Annotated in this window: 16 protein-coding genes; 5 read left to right on the forward strand and 11 right to left on the reverse strand. The window is 72.8% G+C overall.

What is annotated here, in order from left to right; translation table 11 throughout:
- Positions 1–29: 29 nt before the first annotated feature.
- Positions 30–1,355, reverse strand: coding sequence for a glycoside hydrolase domain-containing protein (locus C8K30_RS22155; RefSeq protein WP_108495066.1), 1,326 nt, complete (start codon positions 1,353–1,355; stop codon positions 30–32).
- A 178-nt stretch (positions 1,356–1,533) separates the two neighbouring features.
- Here C8K30_RS22155 and C8K30_RS22160 point away from each other — a divergent pair, with 178 nt between their 5' ends.
- Together C8K30_RS22160 and C8K30_RS22165 are read left to right on the forward strand one after the other, a co-directional pair.
- Complete coding sequence (locus C8K30_RS22160) at positions 1,534–1,863, forward strand: DUF5808 domain-containing protein (RefSeq protein ID WP_108495067.1); 330 nt, start codon at positions 1,534–1,536, stop codon at positions 1,861–1,863.
- Positions 1,864–1,928: 65 nt separating this feature from the next.
- On the forward strand, positions 1,929–2,447 hold the full coding sequence (locus tag C8K30_RS22165) for a hypothetical protein (protein WP_108495068.1): 519 nt from the start codon (positions 1,929–1,931) through the stop codon (positions 2,445–2,447).
- Here C8K30_RS22165 and C8K30_RS22170 read toward each other — a convergent pair.
- Together C8K30_RS22170 and C8K30_RS22175 are read right to left on the reverse strand one after the other, a co-directional pair.
- Entirely contained in the window at positions 2,428–5,712 is a 3,285-nt protein-coding gene (locus C8K30_RS22170) for a BTAD domain-containing putative transcriptional regulator (RefSeq protein ID WP_158281097.1), read from the reverse strand. The genes C8K30_RS22165 and C8K30_RS22170 overlap by 20 nt on opposite strands.
- A 103-nt stretch (positions 5,713–5,815) precedes the next feature.
- Positions 5,816–6,604 (reverse strand): NlpC/P60 family protein, encoded by a 789-nt coding sequence (locus C8K30_RS22175; RefSeq protein ID WP_146197563.1) that lies wholly within the window; start codon positions 6,602–6,604, stop codon positions 5,816–5,818.
- Between the two features lie 229 nt (positions 6,605–6,833).
- Between C8K30_RS22175 and C8K30_RS22180 the strand changes: the two genes are divergently transcribed.
- From C8K30_RS22180 to C8K30_RS22190, 3 genes are read left to right on the forward strand one after another with little or no spacing between them, the layout of a single operon-like run.
- Positions 6,834–7,838, forward strand: a complete 1,005-nt coding sequence (locus tag C8K30_RS22180; RefSeq protein WP_108495071.1) for a tripartite tricarboxylate transporter substrate-binding protein — start codon at positions 6,834–6,836, stop codon at positions 7,836–7,838.
- A gap of 7 nt (positions 7,839–7,845) precedes the next feature.
- Complete coding sequence (locus C8K30_RS22185; protein WP_108495072.1) at positions 7,846–8,466, forward strand: tripartite tricarboxylate transporter TctB family protein; 621 nt, start codon at positions 7,846–7,848, stop codon at positions 8,464–8,466.
- 9 nt (positions 8,467–8,475) lie between these two features.
- Positions 8,476–9,984 carry a tripartite tricarboxylate transporter permease gene (locus tag C8K30_RS22190; protein ID WP_108495073.1) on the forward strand — a complete coding sequence of 503 codons (1,509 nt, stop codon included), beginning with the start codon at positions 8,476–8,478 and terminating at the stop codon, positions 9,982–9,984.
- A gap of 76 nt (positions 9,985–10,060) precedes the next feature.
- Here the strand turns inward: C8K30_RS22190 and C8K30_RS22195 are convergent, their stop codons facing one another.
- The 8 genes from C8K30_RS22195 to C8K30_RS22230 form a co-directional block, all read right to left on the reverse strand.
- A complete protein-coding gene (locus tag C8K30_RS22195; RefSeq protein ID WP_108495074.1) occupies positions 10,061–10,807 on the reverse strand; it encodes a sulfite exporter TauE/SafE family protein in 747 nt (248 codons plus the stop codon).
- Between the two features lie 56 nt (positions 10,808–10,863).
- Positions 10,864–11,331, reverse strand: a complete 468-nt coding sequence (locus tag C8K30_RS22200; RefSeq protein ID WP_108495075.1) for an SRPBCC family protein — start codon at positions 11,329–11,331, stop codon at positions 10,864–10,866.
- A 31-nt stretch (positions 11,332–11,362) separates the two neighbouring features.
- The gene (locus C8K30_RS22205) at positions 11,363–12,229 is read right to left on the reverse strand and encodes a xanthine dehydrogenase family protein subunit M (RefSeq protein ID WP_108495076.1); all 867 of its coding nucleotides are present in this window, start codon (positions 12,227–12,229) and stop codon (positions 11,363–11,365) included.
- Positions 12,226–14,646 carry a xanthine dehydrogenase family protein molybdopterin-binding subunit gene (locus C8K30_RS22210; protein WP_108495077.1) on the reverse strand — a complete coding sequence of 807 codons (2,421 nt, stop codon included), beginning with the start codon at positions 14,644–14,646 and terminating at the stop codon, positions 12,226–12,228. Before C8K30_RS22210 ends, C8K30_RS22205 begins: the two co-directional genes overlap by 4 nt.
- Entirely contained in the window at positions 14,643–15,131 is a 489-nt protein-coding gene (locus C8K30_RS22215; protein WP_108495078.1) for a (2Fe-2S)-binding protein, read from the reverse strand. The genes C8K30_RS22210 and C8K30_RS22215 overlap by 4 nt, the downstream gene beginning before the upstream one ends.
- A 77-nt stretch (positions 15,132–15,208) precedes the next feature.
- Entirely contained in the window at positions 15,209–16,387 is a 1,179-nt protein-coding gene (locus C8K30_RS22220; RefSeq protein WP_108495079.1) for an XdhC/CoxI family protein, read from the reverse strand.
- Positions 16,380–17,579 (reverse strand): VWA domain-containing protein, encoded by a 1,200-nt coding sequence (locus C8K30_RS22225; protein WP_108495080.1) that lies wholly within the window; start codon positions 17,577–17,579, stop codon positions 16,380–16,382. Before C8K30_RS22225 ends, C8K30_RS22220 begins: the two co-directional genes overlap by 8 nt.
- A gap of 1 nt (position 17,580) precedes the next feature.
- Positions 17,581–18,462, reverse strand: a complete 882-nt coding sequence (locus tag C8K30_RS22230; RefSeq protein WP_108495081.1) for a MoxR family ATPase — start codon at positions 18,460–18,462, stop codon at positions 17,581–17,583.
- Positions 18,463–18,515 lie beyond the last annotated feature (53 nt).

The raw sequence follows: 18,515 nt of genomic DNA on the forward strand, positions 1-18,515 counted from the left end.
GGCTGGTCCGCTTCGAGCTGCTCGCGGTGTCACGGGCAGCGGGGCACCGGCCAGCTCCAGGTGGTGTTCGACCGGTTCGAGACGTAGTAGTCGCTGACCCAGCGATCGCCGAGCAGCTTGTTCCACACCGAGGTGGTGCCGACCGTGCTGCCACTCTTCTGGCACGTCACGTAGGCCAGAGCGCCGCGGCGCAGCGGGCTGCCGGTGGTCGGGTACGACGTTCCCGGTCCGGTGCGTGCGTTGAGTGAGTCCACGGCCACCTGACCCGGGTAGATGCACCGCGGCAGCTCCGCGGAGAACCCGGTGTTCGACGGGGTCGAGACGTAGTAGTCGCTCGCCCATGCTCCGTTGGTCAACCGATCCCACACCGCGGTCGTGCCGACCTTCTGCCCCGTGGTCTGGCACACCACGAACAGCGTGGCACCCGGCGCGTAGGTACGAACGGCGGGGTAGGAGGATGCCGGGCCGCTGCGGACGTTCAGCGACGTCGCGCTCGTCACCTGATAGGTGCGTGCGACCGTGGCGACGGGCGCCTTGACGGCGTCGGAGTCGATGTTGATCGTCACTCCGCCCCAGGTCTCGTTGTGGTCGCCCAGGTACTGCTTCGCGCGCTGGTAGTTGGACCAGTGCGTGTTCGGCGCCGTCGGCCAGTTGGTCAGCGAGCTGTTGCCGTCCCAGCGGGCCATCCATACGGCGTCCGGTCGGGCGTACGTCGTCCAGCTGTAGGAGTCGGAGAGGTCGCGCAGCCCCGAGTCCTGGTGTGCGTACACGCCTGCCAGGTACCCCGCCGCGTGCAGGGTCTTCGTCCACGCCGAGACGTACCTGCGCACCGCGACCCGGCAGTTCGGGTCGGTGCGGTCGTAGTGCTCCACGTCCGCGTAGAGGCCGCTCCCTGGCCGCACTCCCAGGGCCGTGGCCTGCGTGACCGCGTCTTCGGCGTCCGAGGTTCCCCGGGACGTGGCGTTGGTGGCGGTGTAGCGGTTCGGCTTGTTCCCGAACATGCAGTACGGCTGGTTGCCGAAGTACGTGGGCAGCAGCTTCCAACCGCCCACGACGGCGTCGCGTACCCACGTCCTGGTCAGGTTCGGCTGGGTGCAGCCGCGGTTGTTGCCGCCGAAGTAGATGTTCACGACCTTGTACGGCGACGTACCCTGCCAGGCCTGCAGTGCAGCGAGCGACGGTGCGGTACAGGCATCGAACCCGAGGCCGTTGGCCCGCGTCACCGTCGAGCCGGAGGTGTAGACCACCGGGGTCTCTGGCTCGGCAGCGGCAGGGAGGGCGAGACCGGCGAGCAGGACGGCCAGGCCGCTGCCGAATGCCGCCAGGCCCCTGAAGAACCCATGCGTGGCGGACATGGCGTACCTCCATGGACGGATCCAGTCGCCTACCTGGAAGTTTCCGTCTCTCGAAGTTGCTGCGTCAAGGGCCAAGGCGCTCGTGCGTTCGCGACGTCGCGGACGCGGGCACAGGATGGTGGCGAGGGACAGGTCCCGAACACGAGGGACTGGGTACCCGAGAACACTGGAGGCTGACGTGGGGTCCAGAAAGTCTGCGACGCACGACGACGGCACGGTCAAGCACCGCCGGGGTGGCCTGAGGAAGATCATCACGCTCGTGACGCTTGGTCTGGCGGTGGCGGCGGTCGTCAAGGAGCTGCGGACGCCGGAGGACGAGCGCGAGTGGAACGGCAAGGTGGCGTCGGTGGTCCCCTACGACTTCCGCTTCCCGACCCCGGCACGGTTCCGCGAGCGGATGTGGAACCCCGAGGCCGACCATGTGATCGGTCCGCGCGTGTTCGGGGTGGGCTGGACGGTCAACGTGGGCAAGGTCGTGGCGCTGCTGCGCGAGAAGCTTGCCGTCTGACCCGGGGCCCGAACCGGCACCGACATTTCGGGCATGGACCCCGACGACGGCGGTAGCCTGCCGCCATGATCGAGCACCCCATGGCCGGGCAGATCCCGGTCGAGCGCAAGCCGCTGTACCGCCGGGTGTGGTTCTGGATTGTGCTGGGCGTGCTGGTGCTGCCGGTGCTTGGGTTCGGCGCGATGGTCGTGTGGTTCCTGACGACCGGCGGCTGGAGCGCCCCAGAGCCCGAGTCCGTCGACTGCGCGGAAGCCATGCGCTCCGCCGGGTTCGAGACCTTGCCCGTGCCCACCGGAACCGGCACCGACGGCACCGGCTCAGGCGCAACCTGCGCAGGCGGCGGCTTCCAGGACCCGTTCGTGACCATCAACTTCGTCGCACCCCAGGACGACGTCGACGCGTGGCTGAGGGCCGAGCTCCCCGAGACCGAGCTGCAGGCGGAGCCCTGCGTCGACGTCGACGCGTGCCTGCAGGTCAGCTACGGCGAGCCGGACGCGCCGGAGAGCGGCTGGAACCTGGACGTCAGCACGACCGATCAGGGCGACGGGAAGGTCGCCGTCGCGATCATGGCCTTCTCGATGTAACGGTCTGGGCGGCCGTCGCGAGCAGTGTGTACCCGCGCTCGTGGGCGACGGCCCCCGCGCGCTCGGCGGCGAGCCGTGCCGCCTCGTCGTCCCCCGCCAGCCGGAGGGAGCGGGCCAGCCCGAGCTGCGCCCTGGCCTCGAGGTAGGTGTAGGAGTACTCCACGGCGATGTCGACGCTGGTTCGTAGGTGGTCGATCGACTGGGCGAGCTCACCGCAGTCCCTCAGCGCGTTCCCGAGCGTGCAGGCGGTCATGGCGCGGGCCCGGTTGTCGTTCACCCTGAGGGCGAGCTCGTGGGCCTGCCGGGCCAGGGTCAGCCCCAGGGCCAGGTCGTTGCGGTCGGTCGCCAGCCGGCCCATCTCGTCGAGCGTCGAGAGCTCGCCCCGCATGTCGCCGCGGCGGCGGTAGCCGTGCAGCGCGACGTCGAGGTGGCTGCTCGCCTGCTCCAGGTCACCGCTCCGCCGCAGGGCGCTCGCGAGGTTGCCCCGGTTGGCGAGGGCGGACGCCTCCCGGCCCGCGGCCTCGTTGATCGCCAGCGCCGCTCCGAGCTGCGTGGCGGCCTTGTCGAGGATCCCTCGGTCGAGCTGCACCATGCCCGAACCGTTGAGCGACGCCGCGCGCACGTGCCCGTTCGGGTCGTCGGCGGTGAGGTCGAAGGCCCGGCCGAACCACGTGTCGGCGTCCGCCAGCATGCCGAACTCGTAGTACTGCCAGCCCACGTTGTGGGAGAGATAGGCGGCCGCGGCCCTCCAGCCGCACTGCTCGGCCATCTCCTGCGCCTCGAGCATGGCGTCGAGCGCATCGGCGTCGCGTCCGGCCGCGCTGAGGGCCTGCCCCCGGCCCAGCAGGGCCGCGACGCGCACCCGTGGCTCGTCCGATCCGGCCGCGGCGTGCCACCCGGCGTCCGCCACCCGCTTCCAGCCGTCCACGTGGCGCCGGATCAGGAAGTAGCCGCGCAGCTGGTCGGCCACCGTCCAGGCGAAGGATGCATAGCGGTCGTCGGCGGCCGCCCGTTCGACGAGCCGGATCAGGGCGCCGGCCTCCGTGTCGAGCCAGTCGAGGGCCTGCGTCTCGTCGTCGAACCACCGCCCGCGGTCCGGATGGCTGCTGAGCCGGACGAGCTGGGGGTAGACCCATTCCATCGCGGCGGTCACCAGCTCGGAGTACCACTCCAGGAGGTGGTCCAGCGCGGCGTCCGCCTCGCTCCGCTCGGGTCCGGTGCCGGCCAGCCTGCGGGAGTACAGCCTGAGGAGGTCGTGGAACCGGAAGCGGTCTGGCGTGTACTGGAGGAGCATGTTCGCGTCCAGCAGCTCGTCCAGCAGGCGTTCCGCGGACGCCGGGTCGACGCCGAGCAGGACGGCGGTCGCCGGGACGCCGAAGTCCTCCCCGGGGTGTACCGAGCAGAGCCGGAACGCCCGTCGTGCCGAGTCGTCGAGCCGGTCGTAGCTGAGCTGGAAGCTCACGAGCACGCTCGACGCCCCGTCGTCGAGCTGGGCGAGCCGGCCGTTCTCGTCGCGCAGGCGGTGCGCGAGGTCGCTGACGGCCCACGACGGCCTGCTGGCGAGGCGCGCGGCGGCGATCCGCAGTGCGAGCGGGAGGTGCCCGCAGGCCGCGCCCAGCTCGCCGGCGGCAGCGCCGTCGACGCCGGTCCGGTCCCTGCCGGCGACGAACGCGATGAGGTCCACCGACTCCTCGGGAGACAGCGTGCCGAGCCCGATCACCGCCGCGGCGTCCAGGCCGCGGATCAGGTGGCGGCTGGTCACCAGGACGTCGCTCCGCCCGGTTCCGGGGAGCAGGTGGCGCACCTGGTCGGCGTCGCGCGCGTTGTCGAGCACCACCAGCATCTGGCGGTCGGCCAGCTCGCTGCGGAAGTGGGAGGCGGCCTCGCCGGGGTCCCGCCCGACCTGGTGCCCGGGGACGCCGAGCGTCCGGAGAAACCGGTCGAGGACGCTCATCGGCTCGATGGCGGTCCCTGACGCGCCGCCGAGGTCGGCATAGAGCTGACCGTCCGGGTACTGCGGCCGGAGCCGGGTCGACGCCGCGTGCGCGAACGCCGTCTTGCCGATGCCCGCCGGGCCGTGCACCAGGACGAGCCGGGACGACGCCTCGTGCGCCTCGGACGCCGGCCGGGCGAGGCTCGCGGCGACGCGGTCGAACTCGCCCTTCCGGCCGACGAACCCGGACGGCGCCGCCGGTACCTGCTGGATCACCGGACGGGGACTCGCCTCGGAGAGGTGCCAGCGTTGCCGGAGCACGCCGAGATGCGTCTCGCGCAGCTCCTGCCCGGGGTCGAGGCCGAGCTGGTCCGCGAGGCTGGACCGGATCCGTTCGTATGCCGCAAGCGCCTCGGCCTGCCGGCCGCCGGCGGCGAGCGTGATGATGAGCTCGGCGTGCACCGGCTCGTTGAGCTCGAGCTGCGACGCCAGCCGGCGCAACGGCCCCAGCGAGTACTCCGGCCGGCCGATGTCGCGGGCGATCGCGGCGAACTGGCGCAGCACCGCGACGTACTCGTCGGTCATCGCGGCCGCCAGCGGGGTCTCGCGCAGCTCGTCGAGATCCGGCTCGCCCCGCCAGAGGCCGACGGCCTCCAGGAGGAGGCCGAAGGCCGCCTCGGGCGCGACGGTCTCGGCCTGCCGGGCGAGCGCGCGGAACTGGAGGAGGTCGAGCATGTCGGGCGCCACCTCGAGCCGGTATCCGGTGCGCGACGCGACCAGCAGCCTCGCGCCGGACGGCCCCAGGAGGCGGCGAAGGCGGGCGACGTGCGTACGGAGCAGCTTCGTCGCCTCGTCCGGCGGCTCCTGGCCCCAGAGGAGGTCCACCAGCTCGTCCCGTCCGACGGGCTGGCCGACGCCGAGGGCCAGCCTGGCCAGCAGGAGATGCTGCATGGTGGAGCCGAGCGCCGTCCGGGAGTCGCCGTGCCACAGCTCGACGGGCCCGAGAACCTTGATGGAGACCGGTTCGGCGGAGTCCGGGTGCCGGTTCGGCCGCTGCTCCTGTGCGGTCTCCGTGATCGTCGTCCGGAGGGCCGCCAGCGCCGTGGCGTCGAGGTCGAGGGCCGTGGCCATCGCCTGGACGGAGCTCAGCCGAGGGTGGTTGCTCCTGCCCTGCTCGATGTCCCGCACCGCGCCCACGCTGAGCTCGGCGCGTTCGGCCAGGTCCCGTTGGGTCAGCCCGAGCCGGCGGCGGTGCGCGCGAAGCAGCTCACCGATCGTCGATGCAACGTCCTCGGTGCCGACAGCCGCATCCTGCTCATGATCGACGACCACACGGGCGATTGTATGGCAGGCGGCACTTTCGGAGGTCTGGCCTGCAGGTTCATCCACCCACCGGTCCGGGCTCCGGAGACGACGCCGGAGCGGGGGCCGCCGGTCAGCTCACGCCGATGACGCGGTAGACGGCGACGACCTCCGGGGAACCCAGCTGCCGCGCGTGGAGGCCTGCCGGGCTGCTCGGGCCCGGTGCGTCGTAGACGTAGCCCTCCGACCAGTAGAAGGCCACGTGGTCGACGACGGGATCCGCGTCGATGGTGGAGAAGATCAGGTCGCCCCGCTGGACGTCCGCGATGCTCACCCGGATCGCATCGACCTTCGTCCGCCTGCCGTCGTTCGCCAGACCGTCCAGCCAGGCCTGCTGTGATCGTGAGTCGCGCTCGAAGTGCCCGAACCCGGGGAGCTGGGTGAAGGACCACTGCACGAGGCATGAGCAGTCGATGCGCTCGCCGGGCTCGCACCCCAGCCCGTAGGGGGTGCCCTCCTGGAGCTGCGCCGACCGGAGCGCGTCCTTGCCCCAGTTCCAGACCCGCTTGCTGGTCGTGCACGTGGAGCGGGACCCGTCGTCGGCGTCGAGCGGCATGACCTTCCTGCCGCCGCCGCATCGCAGGAGCGCGCCGCGGATGCCCGGGTCGGCCGGGGACGCCTGCGCCCCGGCCTCTGCCTGCGCGGGCACCTCCGCCTGCGCGGGCACCTCCGCCTGCGCGGGCACCTCCGCCTGCGCGGGCACCTCCGCCTGCGCGGGCGCCTCCGCCCGTGCCGGCGGCGCGAGGGCGGGCTCGGTGCCGAGCGAGCCGGCAAGAGCCGCGGTGACCAGGGCGAAGGCTGCCGCCGTCCGGCCGAGCTTCTCGATGAGCATCACGTGGTCCTTCACTGTCGGTGCGCTCAACGTAGGAATCCGGCCGCTCGGGGAAGTTCCCGTACTCGGCCCGTACCTCGTCCGTATCTCCTCCGTACCGGACCGCACCGGTCGACGAGGTCACCGTTCGATCAAGCCGGGTCCTGTTTGTGGCGGGCGTCACATGCTCGGCGGTACTGTCACGGTCTCGACGCGATCAGCTCGCACGTCTGGTTCCACCTGGATCGCCCTGCCGGATCAACGATGATCGGAGACGGACATGACCCCCGCCGGACCTCGGAAGGTGGCCGCGTACCTCGCTGCGCTGGCCGGACTCAGCCTCACCCTGGCCGCCTGCTCCTCGGGCGGCGGTGGCGACCCCGCCGCCTACCCCGAGGACGACATCGAGGTGATCGTGCCGTTCTCCGCCGGCGGCCCCACCGACACCGTGACGCGCATGGTCGCCGAGCCCATGTCCGAGGAGCTGGGCGTGCAGCTGGTGGTGCAGAACGTCGACGGCGCCGGCGGCACCGTCGGGGCGGGCCAGGCCGCGGCGGCCGACCCCGACGGCTACACGGTGCTCATGCACCACATCGGCATGTCGACGGCCCCCGCGCTCTACGACGACCTCGCCTACGACCCGGTGACCGACTTCAAGCCGGTGGGCCTCGTCACCGAGGTGCCCATGACGATCATCGCGCGCTCCGACTTCGAGCCGGAGACGTTCGAGGACTTCGTGACCTACGTCCAGGAGAACGCCGACACGGTGACGATGGCGCACGCCGGCGACGGCTCCGCGTCCAACCTGTGCGGCCTGCTCCTGATGGACGCTCTCGGCGTCCAGGTGACGGCGGTGCCCTACGACGGCACGGGCCCCGCGATGACCGAGCTCGTCGGCGGCCAGGTCGACTTCATGTGCGACCAGACCACGAACACGACCGGCCAGATCACGGCGGGCGAGGTCAAGGCGTACGCGGTGACCACGCCGGAGCGCATCGAGGCCCTGCCCGACCTGCCCACCACGGCGGAGGGCGGCCAGCCCGACGTCGAGGTCAGCGTGTGGCACGGCCTGTACGTCCCGGCCGAGACGCCGGACGAGGTGGTCAGCACCCTCACCGACGCCCTCCAGGTAGCGCTGGCGGACCAGGCGGTGATCGACCAGATGGCCGACCTCGGCACGGCCCCCGTGAGCGAGGACCAGGCCACCCCGGAGGCGCACGCGGCGCTGCTCGAGGAGCAGATCGCGACCTGGGGCGAGATCATCGGCGCCGGACAGGGAGGCTGAGATCGGCGTGCTCCGGCCCCGCTCGACGGGCGACCTCGTCGCGGGCCTGATCTTCGTAGGGCTCGGCGCGGCCTTCGCCATCGGGGCGCTCGGGTACGACCTCGGCTCCCTCCTCGAGATGGGGCCGGGGTACGTGCCGCTCGTCCTCGGCCTGGTGCTCGCAGCGCTCGGCGTCGCCATCGTCGTGAAGGCGTACGTCGCCCCGGACCCGGCGCCGGGCGAGGTGTCCGACGCCGCAGGGTCCGGCCGCGCGGTGCCTGACGCCGAGGTGCCGGACGGCGGGGCGCCCGACACCGAGGTGCCGGACGCTGCGGCGTCCGACGGGGTGGCGTCCGACCGGGTACCGACCGACGCCGACGTCCCGGACCCCCGGCCGCTCGCCGGGATCCAGTGGCGTCCGACGGTAGCGATCTTCGCCGCCGTGGGGTTCTTCGCGCTCACCGTCGACGGTCTCGGGCTGCTGCCCGCGACCTTCGGCACCGGCCTGCTCGCGGCGATGGCGCGGCCCGGCACCAGAGTGCTGCGGGCGCTGCTCATCGCCGTCGGGCTGACGCTGACGAGCTGGATCATCTTCGCAGTCCTCCTGCAGCTGCGCCTTGCGCTGTTCGGCGACTGGCTCGGCGGGTAGGAGGCCCCGATGGACCTGCTGGACAACCTCGCGCTCGGGTTCTCCGAAGCGCTGCAGTGGCACAACGTCCTGTTCTGCCTGCTCGGCGTGGCGCTCGGCACCGCCGTCGGCGTGCTGCCCGGCATCGGGCCGACGGCGACCATCGCGCTGCTGCTCCCGATCACGTTCGGGTTCGACGACCCGACGTCGGCCCTCATCATGCTCGCGGGCATCTACTACGGCGCCCAGTACGGCGGGTCGACGACGGCGATCCTGCTCAACCTGCCAGGGGAGTCGTCGGCTGCCGTGACGGCGATCGACGGGCACGAGATGGCGCGCGCCGGGCGGGCCGGCGTCGCGCTCGCCGTAGCGGCGATCGGGTCGTTCGTGGCCGGGACCGTCGCGACGGTGGTGCTCGCCGTCGCCGCCCCCGTGCTGGCCCGCGCCGCGCTGTCGTTCGGCTCCGCCGAGTACTTCTCGCTGGTGGTGCTGGGCCTCATCGCGTCGATCGCGCTGGCGAGCGGGTCCATGCTCAAGGCGCTCGCGATGATCGTGCTCGGTATCCTGCTCGGCACGCTGGGACAGGACATGTACACCGGCACGCCGCGGTTCACGTTCGGCGTGCGCGAGCTGTACCAGGGCCTGAACTTCGTGGCGCTCGCCGTCGGCATGTTCGGCATCGCGGAGATCCTGCGCAACCTGCACGACCCGCGCACCAGGACCCGCTTGGTGAGCCGCGTGACGAACCTGTGGCCCAGCCGGACCGAGCTGCGGCAGATCGCCGGCCCGGTGCTCCGCGCGACCGGGCTCGGTTCGCTGCTCGGCGTGCTGCCGGGCGGCGGGCACGTCCTCGCCTCGTACGCCTCCTACGCGGTGGAGAAGCGGGTCTCACGGAACCCGAGCGAGTTCGGGCACGGCGCGATCGAGGGCGTGGCCGGGCCGGAGTCGGCGAACAACGCGGCGGCGCAGACGTCGTTCATCCCGCTGCTGACGCTCGGCCTGCCCGCCAACCCCGTGATGGCGCTCATGGCCGGGGCGTTCATCATCCAGGGCATCACGCCGGGGCCCGACGTGATGACCGAGCAGCCCGCCCTCGTCTGGGGCCTGATCGCGTCGATGTGGATCGGCAACGTGCTGCTGGTGCTGCTCAACCTGCCGCTCATCGGACTCTGGGTGCGCATGCTCTCGGTGCCGTACTCGGTGCTGTTCCCGGCCATCGTGGTGTTCGCCTGCATCGGGACCTACTCGCTGAGCCAGAACCCGTACGACGTGCTCGCGGTCGCCGTCTTCGGCGTGCTGGGCTTCGTGCTGATCCGGTCCGGGTGCGAGCCGGCGCCGCTGCTGCTCGGGTTCGTGCTCGGACCACTCCTGGAGGACAACCTGCGCCGGGCGCTGCTCCTCTCGCGCGGCGACCCCACGGTCTTCGTCACGCGACCCATCTCGGGGGTCCTGCTGGCGCTCGCGGCGGTCGCGCTGGTGGTCACGGTGCTGCCGATGATCCGGCGCAAGCGCGACGTGGTCTTCGCGGAAGACGACTGACCCCGCTTGTCGTGGGCGGGATCGCTGCGCCTGAAGCGGGCGTGGAGTCGCAACGATCGCGCCCACGACAAAGCGGTTAGACGGTGAGGAGGCCGCGCAGGAGGGCTGTGATCGCGCCCGCGACGGCTACCGTCAGGGCGATGGCCGACGCGACCCGGGTCGGGACACGGCGGGCCAGGACGGTGCCGAGCGCGACCCCGGCGAGCACGGCGACGAGCAGCACGGGCCAGACCCACCAGGCGGGTGCGGATCCGGCCGGGATCGCGCCGAGGGCCAGCTTGGTGACCACCGACATGGTGTTCATGACCACGAGCAGCGGCTGCATGGTCGCCGCGAACGACCGGTGGTCCCAGCGGGTGGCCAGCGCGTACGCGGTCCAGGCGGGCGCCGCGACACCGGAGGTGGTGTTCATGAAGCCCGCCGCCAGGCCGGTGGCGACCGCGACGGACCGGCCCTCGATCCGGACCCGCCGGCGCAGGAGCGCCGAGGCGGCCAGCGCGACCAGCACCGACCCGCCAACGATCACGTCGAGCCACGCGGCGTCGGCCTCGCGGACCGTCAGCGCACCGAGGATCGAGCCCACGAGCATGAGCGGCAGGATCGTGACGACCCGCCGCCAGTCCACCCGGTCCCGGAGCGCCCGCAGGATGAGCAGGGCCGTGACGATCGCCGCCACGTTGCTGACCAGCACGCCCACCGACGCGCCGAGGAACACCGTGAGCACCGGCGCGGCGACCAGGCCCAGGCCCATCCCGGCGACCCGCTGCAGGCCGGCCCCGAGGACGACGGCCACGCAGGCTGCGATCAGGGCCGTCGTCTCCACGCCGCCACGATATCCGGGCCGTCACGTATCCGGCGGGAACGGGCGGCGGGGACGGGTCAGGTCAGCTTCTTCTCCAGGCAGTCCGTGAAGCGGCCCAGCATCTTGTCGGAGACCTCCTGGACCAGGCCGCGGCCCATGCTCGCGACCTTGCCGCCGATCTGGAGGTCCGTCGTCACCTCGACGTCGGTCGTCGGGCCGTCCGCCGCGTCGCCCCCGGGTGCGAGCACGACGACGGCCTCCGCGCCGGCCGTGCCGTTGCCGCGCCTGTCCTTGCCCTTCGCGGACAGGACCATGCGCCCGGAGCTGCCGTCCGCGGCGAGCTCCTTCTCCGTGAACTCACCCTCGCCGTTGAACGTCAGCGCGATCGGGCCGAGCTTGATCTTCACCGACCCCGTGAACGCGTCGCCGTCCACCGACGTGACCTCCGCGCCGGGGAAGCACTCGGCCATCGACTCCACCCGCGAGAACGCCGCGAACGTGGTCGCGACGTCGGCCGGCACGGTGAACTCGTGGGTCAGCTCCACGCGAAGCCGTCCTTCCCGGTGCCCCGCGCCCTCACGCCGCCCCCGCCGCCGCGAGCACTGCCCGCCGGGCGAGCACGGTCGCGAGGTGCCGCCGGTAGTCGGCGTCCCCGTTGAGGTCCGACGGCGGGCTGGTGCCGTCGGCCACGGCGGCGCAGGCCGCGCCAACGGCCTCCGCCGTCGGCGTCATGCCCACGAGCGCCTCCTCCACCGCGCGCGCCCGCAGCGGCGTCGGCCCCATGTTGGTCAGGCCGATCCGCGCCTCGGAGATCGTCTTCCCGTCGGCCATGCGCACGCATGCGCCGACCGCGATGATGGGCCAGTCCTGAGCGGTGCGCACGAACTTCTCGTACCTGGAACCCCATCCGGGGTACCCGGGGAACCGGACCGCGACGAGCAGCTCGTCCTCCCCGACGGCGGTGGTGAACAGGTCCTGGAAGAACTCGTCGGCGGGAACCACCCGCTCGCCGCCGGGCCCGGCGATGACCATCTCGGCCCCGAGCGCGAGCGCCACCGCGCCGCAGTCCCCGGCGGGGTCGGCGTGGGCGAGCGATCCGCCAAGGGTGCCGCGGTGCCGGACCTGGGGGTCCCCCACCTCGGCGACGGCGTCGTGCAGGAGGCGGAGCCCGGTGCGGATCTCGTCGGAGGCGAGGATCTCGTGGTACGGCGTCATGGCGCCGATCTCGATGGCGCCGCCACCTCCGGCGACCTCGCGGATGCCGCGCAGCGCGTCGATGCGGCCGATGTCGACCACGAGCTCGGGCGCGTTGAGCCGCATGCGCAGCACGGACAGGAGGGACTGGCCGCCGGCGAGCACCTTGGCGTCGTCGGACCCGGCGAGCAGGCCGAGCGCCTCGTCGACGCTGGTGGGCCTGGCGTACTCGAACGGTGCGGGGATCATGAAGCGCTCCCATCCTGGATGGCGCGCCAGACGCGCGCTGGCGTGCAGGGCATCTCGACGTCGTGCACGCCGTAGGGCCGCAGCGCGTCGACGACGGCGTTCACCACTGCAGGCGTGGACGCGATGGTCCCGGCCTCGCCGACGCCCTTGGCGCCCAGCGAGTTCGAGGTGGCGGGGGTGCTGCGGATCGCGGTGTCGAAGCTGATGAGGTCGGCGGCGCTGGGCACGAGGTAGTCGGCGAGGGTGCCGGTGAGCAGGGTGCCCGCGTCGTCGTACACCGCCTCCTCCCACAGGGCCTGGGCGATGCCCTGCGCGAGCCCGCCGTGCACCTGCCCGGCGACGATGAGCGGGTTGATGACCGTGCCGACGTCGTCGACGCACACGTACTTGCGCAGGCGCACGGCGCCGGTCTCCGTGTCCACCTCGACGGCGCACAGGTGCGTGCCGTGCGGGAAGGAGAAGTTCACCGGGTCGAACGTGACCTCGGCGTCGATGCTGGGTTCGATGCCCTCGGGGTAGTCGTGCGCGGCGAAGGCGGCCAGGGCGATCTCCTGGATCGTCTTGGCCTCGCTCGTGCCCGCCACGGTGAACTTCCCGTGCGCGAACTCGACGTCGTCGGCGCTGGCCTCCAGCAGGTGGGCGGCCCACGGCTTGGCCTTGGCCACTACCTTGTCCGCCGCGAGTGCCAGCGCCTCGCCGCCGACGGTGAGGGACCGGGACCCGTAGGTGTCCAGGCCGCGCGGGGCGACCTGGGTGTCGCCGTGCAGGACCTCGACGTCCTCGAAGGGGACGCCGAGGCGGTCCGCGACGATCTGGCTGAACGCGGTCTCGTGCCCCTGGCCGTGGGCGCTGGAGCCGGTGACGACCTCGACCTTGCCCGTGGGGAGCATGCGGATCTCGGCGTGCTCCCAGCCTCCGGCGCCGTAGTCGAGGCTGCCGAGCACGCGGGAGGGCGCGAGACCGCACATCTCGGTGAACGTGGAGATGCCGATGCCGAGCTGGACGGGGTCGCCTTCCGTGCGCCGTCGCGCCTGCTCGGCGCGGAGGTCCTCGTAGCCGAAGGCATCCACGGCCTGGGCGGTCGCGGACTCGTAGTCGCCGGAGTCGTAGGTGAGCCCGGCGACGGTGGTGAACGGGAACTCGTCGTGCGTTATCCAGTTCTGGCGGCGGACCTCGAGCGGGTCGCGGCCGAGCTCGACGGCGAGCTCGTCCATGAGGCGTTCGATGGCGAACGTGGCCTCGGGGCGTCCGGCGCCGCGGTAGGCGTCGGTCCAGGTCTTGTTGGTCAGGACCGTGCGGCAGTCGAATCGGTAGGCGGGAAACTTGTAGATGGCGTTGTACATGAAGGCGCCGAGGACGGGCACGCCGCCGCCCACGAGGGCGACGTAGGCGCCGAGGTCGGCGAGCAGCTCCACCTTGAGGCCGGTGACGGTGCCGTCGGCACGGGCGGCGAGGGTGAGCTTCTGCCACTGGTCGCGGCCGTGGTGGGCGGCGAGCAGCGACTCGGAGCGGGTCTCGGTGTACTTGACTGGCTTGCCGAGGCGGCGCGCGACGGCGAACGCCGTCCACTCCTCGGGTGTGGTCTGCAGCTTGCCGCCGAATCCGCCGCCGACGTCGGGCGCGATGACCCGGATCTTCGACTCGGGCACGCCCGTTGTGGCGGCCAGGAGGAAGCGGGTGATGTGCGGGATCTGGGTGGCGGACCACATGGTGATCTGCTCGCCGGTGGGGTCGACGACGACGGAGCGGGGCTCCATGAAGGCCGGGATGAGCCGCTGCTGGCGGTACTCGCGCTCGATGACTATGCCGTCCGTGCGGGCGGCGGCGATGGCGTCCTCGACGTTGCCGCCGGTGCCGGCCTCGCCGGAGTCGAAGATCCACCGGGCGGAGTTGTTGGTGCCCAGGCCGGGGTGCGCGATGGCACCGCCGTTCTCGGGGGTCGCGTCGGCGGCGGCCCTGAGGTCGAGGGCGGCGGGCAGCGGGTCGTAGTCGACGTCGACTAGCTCGGCGGCGTCGGCGGCCGTGGCGGCACTGCGGGCGACGACGACGGCGACGATCTCTCCGGCGAACGCGACCCGGTCGACGGCGATCGGCTTGTGCTCGGGCGCGACCTGGTCGGGCGTGATGGGCCAGGCGTTGGCGAGGACGCCCTGCGTGTCGGCGAGGTCGGCGCCGGTCAGTACGGCGACGACGTTCGGGGACTGGGCCGCGGCCCGGGTGTCGATCCCCGAGATGTTCGCGTGCGCGTACGGGCTGCGCACCATGGCCAGGTGCAGGGTTCCGGGCGGCGCGATGTTGTCGGTCCAGCGGGTGCGTCCCGTGATGAGCCGCCGGTCCTCCTTGCGGCGCCGGTCGCGGCCGATCTCGCCGTCGTGGGCGGCCTCGGCGGTGGCGGGGGCTTCTTCCGTCGTGGTCATGCCGCACCTCCGTCGGTGGTGGCGGACGTCGCGTCAGCCGCGTACCGCACCGCGCGCACGATGTTCTGGTAGCCGGTGCACCGGCAGAGGTTGCCCTCGAGGCCCTCGCGGATCTGGGCCTCGGTCGGGTGGGGGTTCTCGGCGAGCAGGTCCGCAGACTGCATGATCATGCCGGGCGTGCAGAACCCGCACTGCAGTGCGTGGCACTCGCGGAACGCCTCCTGGAGGGGGTGCAGCTCGCCGTTGGTGGCGATTCCCTCGATGGTGGTGACCTCGGCGCCGTCGGCCTGTACGGCCAGGACGTTGCACGACTTCACGCTGTGGCCGTCGAGATGGACGGTGCAGGCGCCGCAGCTCGCGGTGTCGCAGCCGATCACGGTGCCGGTCTTGCCGAGCTGCTCGCGCAGGTACTGCACGAGCAGCAGGCGGGGTTCGACGTCGTCGACCACCTTCGCGCCGTCGACGGTGAGCTCGATCCTGGTCATGGACACTCCTCAGCCACTTCGTTGTGACGGTGTGACACGCATCACGGTACGCCGAGCCGTCCGGGCTCCGCCAGCGCTCACGTACTGCGTGGTGGGCGGTGGATCCTGCCGCCGGTCGTCGCGAGGGGCTCGCCCGAGCCGCCCCAGCGGGCCGCGACGATCTCCGCGGCGATGCTGACGGCGGTCTCCTCGGGCGTGCGCGAGCCCAGGTCGAGGCCGATCGGGCTGTGCAGGCGCGCCAGCCGCGCCTCGGGCACACCGGCATCGACGAGCCGGGCCAGGCGGTCGTCGTGCGTGCGGCGCGAGCCCATCGCGCCCACGTAGGCCAGGTCGAGGCGCAGCGCCAGCTCCAGTACGGGCACGTCGAACTTCGGGTCGTGGGTGAGCACGCAGACCACCGTCCGGCCGTCGATCCGGCCCGCGTCCGCTTCGGCCGCGAGGTATCGGTGGGGCCAGTCGGTCACCACCTCGTCCGCGTCCGGGAAGCGCGTAGCGGTCGCGAAGACCGGCCGGGCGTCGCACACCGTGACCCGGTAGCCGAGGAACGAGCCGACCCGCGCCGTCGCCGCCGCGAAGTCGATGGCGCCGAACACGAGCATCCGCGGGCGCGGCGCGTAGGAGGAGACGAACACGCGGCAGCCCTCGCCCCGCCGCTCGCCGTCGGGGCCGTAGGTGAGGGTCTCGCTGATCCCGCCGGTGAGCAGGCCGAGGGCGTCGTCGGTCACGGCGTCGGTCAGCCGCGCGGTGCCGAGGCTCCCGGACACGCGGGGGCTGTCGGGCAGGATGTTGTCGGGCCCCGTGCTGTCGGGCCGGATGACGAGGCGCCGGCCGAGAACCTGCTCGTCGGGGTGCTCCACAACCGTTGCGACGGCGACCGGACGGCCGGCGGCGATGTCCTCGGCGACCTCGCCGAGCTCGGGGAAGCTGACGCGGTCCACCCGTTCCACGAACACGTCCAGGATCCCGCCGCAGGTCAGGCCGACGGCGAACGCGTCGTCGTCGGAGATGCCGTACCGCTCCAGCACCGGCTTGCCGGTCGTGACCACCTCGCTCGCGAGGTCGTACACCGCGCCCTCCACGCAGCCGCCCGAGACCGAGCCCACCGCGACGGGCGGCGCGCCGTCGTCCCCCGGTCCGACCAGCATCGCCGCACCCGGCGGGCGCGGCGCCGACCGGAACGTGGCCACTACCGTGCCCATCCCGACCGCGTGGCCCGCCCGCCACCACGTCAGCAGCTCGTCCAGCACGTCACGCACGTGCCACCACCTCCAGTGCTTCTTCGAACGTACCCAGCGAATGTCCCGCGAGGAAGTGGTCCACGTGCGGCAGCACCGCCAAGATCCCCGACTGCACCGGCCGGTAGCCGTCCTTCCCGCGATGCGGGTTCACCCAGACCACGGTGTGGGCCAGGCGGTGCAGCCGGGCGGCGCGGTCGGCCAGGTCCGCGGGGTCGCCCCGCTCCCAGCCGTCGCTGCACACCACGACCACCGCCCCGCGCAGCCGCGCGCCGTGGCGGTCCATCAGCGTGGCGAGCGCCTCGGCGAGCCGCGTGCCGCCCGCCCAGTCCGGGACGAGCTCGCCGGCGCGAGCCAGCGCACGCTCCGGGTCGGCGGTGCGCAGGGCGTCGGTGACGCGGGTCAGGCGGGTGCCGAGGGTGAACGCCTCGGCGCGGAAGCGGGTCCCCACGCGGCGCGTCCCCGCGGTCGCCCCCGACCGCACGACGGCGTGCGCGAGCCGTAGCAGCGCCTCCGCGTACGGCCGCATGGAGCCCGACACGTCCACCAGCAGCACCACGCGGCGCGGCGTGCGGGTCCGGCGGCGACGCTCGACCTGGGCCGGCTCGCCGGCCCGGCGCAGCGACGCGCGCAGCGTGCGGTGCAGGTCCGGCCGCCCGCGCCGCCACGGCACGGCGCGGGCGGCGCGGCGCAGCGGCGGGCGCGGCCGGAGGGCGGCGATCTGCGCGGCGAGGACGCGGCGCTCCGCCTCGGTGAGGCCGGCGATGTCGCGGTGGCGGAGGGTCTCGCGGTCGTCGGCGAGCACGGGGACGACGTCGGGATGCCGTTCGTCCTGTCCGGGCTCGGCGCCGGGGGGCGTGGTGTCGCTGCCGGACGGGAGCACGGCGGCGGAGGGCTCGGCGTCGGCGCGGTCGGTGGTGCGCGTCGAGACCGCCGCGGCGCCGGCCGACGAGCCCGCCCTGGCCCGCGGCGCCGGCAGCCCGACGGTCGAGGCCTCGAACCACGCGGCGAACACCTGGTCGAAGCGCACCAGGTCGTCGGGCCCCGCGCACAGCGTCGCCCGGCCCGCGCGATAGGTGGCGACGGCGCTTCCCGCTCCGAGTACCGAGGTGGCCTGCAGGAACGCGGTGGCCCGGTCGTGTGTCACCGAGACCCCGGCCGCCCGCAGCGCCCGTGCGAACCCGAGCAGCACCCGCTCGCCGCCGTCGGACACCTCAGGTCCCAAGGATCCGGGTCAGCGCCTCGCGGGCGCGGATCGTGTCCTCGCGGTACTTGACCACGGCACCGAGCGTGCGGGACGCCGCGTCGAGGTCGAGCGACGTGGCGCCCAGGCGCTCCAGGGCGCGGGCCCAGTCGAGCGTCTCCGCGACGCCCGGCGGCTTGAGCAGCGGTTCTGCACGCAGGCGCTGCACGCAGCCGGCGACCTGGCGGGCGAGGGCCTCGGCGACCTCGGGCAGCCGGGCACGCACGATCGCGACCTCGCGCTCCAGGCCGGGGTGGTCGATCCAGTGGTAGAGGCAGCGGCGCTTGAGGGCGTCGTGCAGCTCGCGCGTGCGGTTCGACGTGAGGACGACGGTGGGCGGCGTCGCCGCGCGGATCGTGCCGAGCTCCGGGATCGTCACCGTCCAGCCGGACAGGACCTCCAGGAGGAACGCCTCGAACTCGTCGTCGGCGCGGTCGATCTCGTCCACGAGCAGCACGGACGGGGTGGTCCGCAGCGCCTGGAGGACGGGCCGGGCCAGGAGGAAGCGCTCGTCGAACAGGGAGCGCTCGGTGGCCTCGACCTCCAGGGCGTTCGTGTCCGACGACGCCGCTGCCGCCTCCAGCGTCCGCAGGTGCAGGATCTGCCGGCCGAAGTCCCAGTCGTACAGGGCCTGGGTCGCGTCGATGCCCTCGTAGCACTGCAGCCGGATCAAGGGCGCGTCGGTGACCTGGGCCAGCGCCTCGGCGAGCGCTGTCTTGCCGGTTCCCGGCTCCCCCTCCAGGAGCAGCGGACGCTCCATGGACCGGGCAAGGTACACGACGGTGGCGAGGTCCTCGTCAGCGAGGTAGCGCGCCTCCCCGAGCGCTGCCGCGAGGGCCTCGGGTGAGTTCATTCGTTCAGGTTACGGGGTGGCGGGCGCCTTACGAGCGGCGGGCCGTGTCAGCC

The organism is Promicromonospora sp. AC04 (genome assembly GCF_003058225.1).
Classification (GTDB): domain Bacteria; phylum Actinomycetota; class Actinomycetes; order Actinomycetales; family Cellulomonadaceae; genus Promicromonospora.

Bases quoted from the DNA above. Each gene is read 5' to 3' on its own strand.
- C8K30_RS22155 (WP_108495066.1), bottom strand. From the start codon at position 1,355: ATGTCCGCCACGCATGGGTTCTTCAGGGGCCTGGCGGCATTCGGCAGC.
- C8K30_RS22165 (WP_108495068.1), top strand. From the start codon at position 1,929: ATGATCGAGCACCCCATGGCCGGGCAGATCCCGGTCGAGCGCAAGCCG.
- C8K30_RS22180 (WP_108495071.1), top strand. From the start codon at position 6,834: ATGACCCCCGCCGGACCTCGGAAGGTGGCCGCGTACCTCGCTGCGCTG.
- C8K30_RS22190 (WP_108495073.1), top strand. From the start codon at position 8,476: ATGGACCTGCTGGACAACCTCGCGCTCGGGTTCTCCGAAGCGCTGCAG.
- C8K30_RS22205 (WP_108495076.1), bottom strand. From the start codon at position 12,229: ATGATCCCCGCACCGTTCGAGTACGCCAGGCCCACCAGCGTCGACGAG.
- C8K30_RS22210 (WP_108495077.1), bottom strand. From the start codon at position 14,646: ATGACCACGACGGAAGAAGCCCCCGCCACCGCCGAGGCCGCCCACGAC.
- C8K30_RS22215 (WP_108495078.1), bottom strand. From the start codon at position 15,131: ATGACCAGGATCGAGCTCACCGTCGACGGCGCGAAGGTGGTCGACGAC.
- C8K30_RS22230 (WP_108495081.1), bottom strand. From the start codon at position 18,462: ATGAACTCACCCGAGGCCCTCGCGGCAGCGCTCGGGGAGGCGCGCTAC.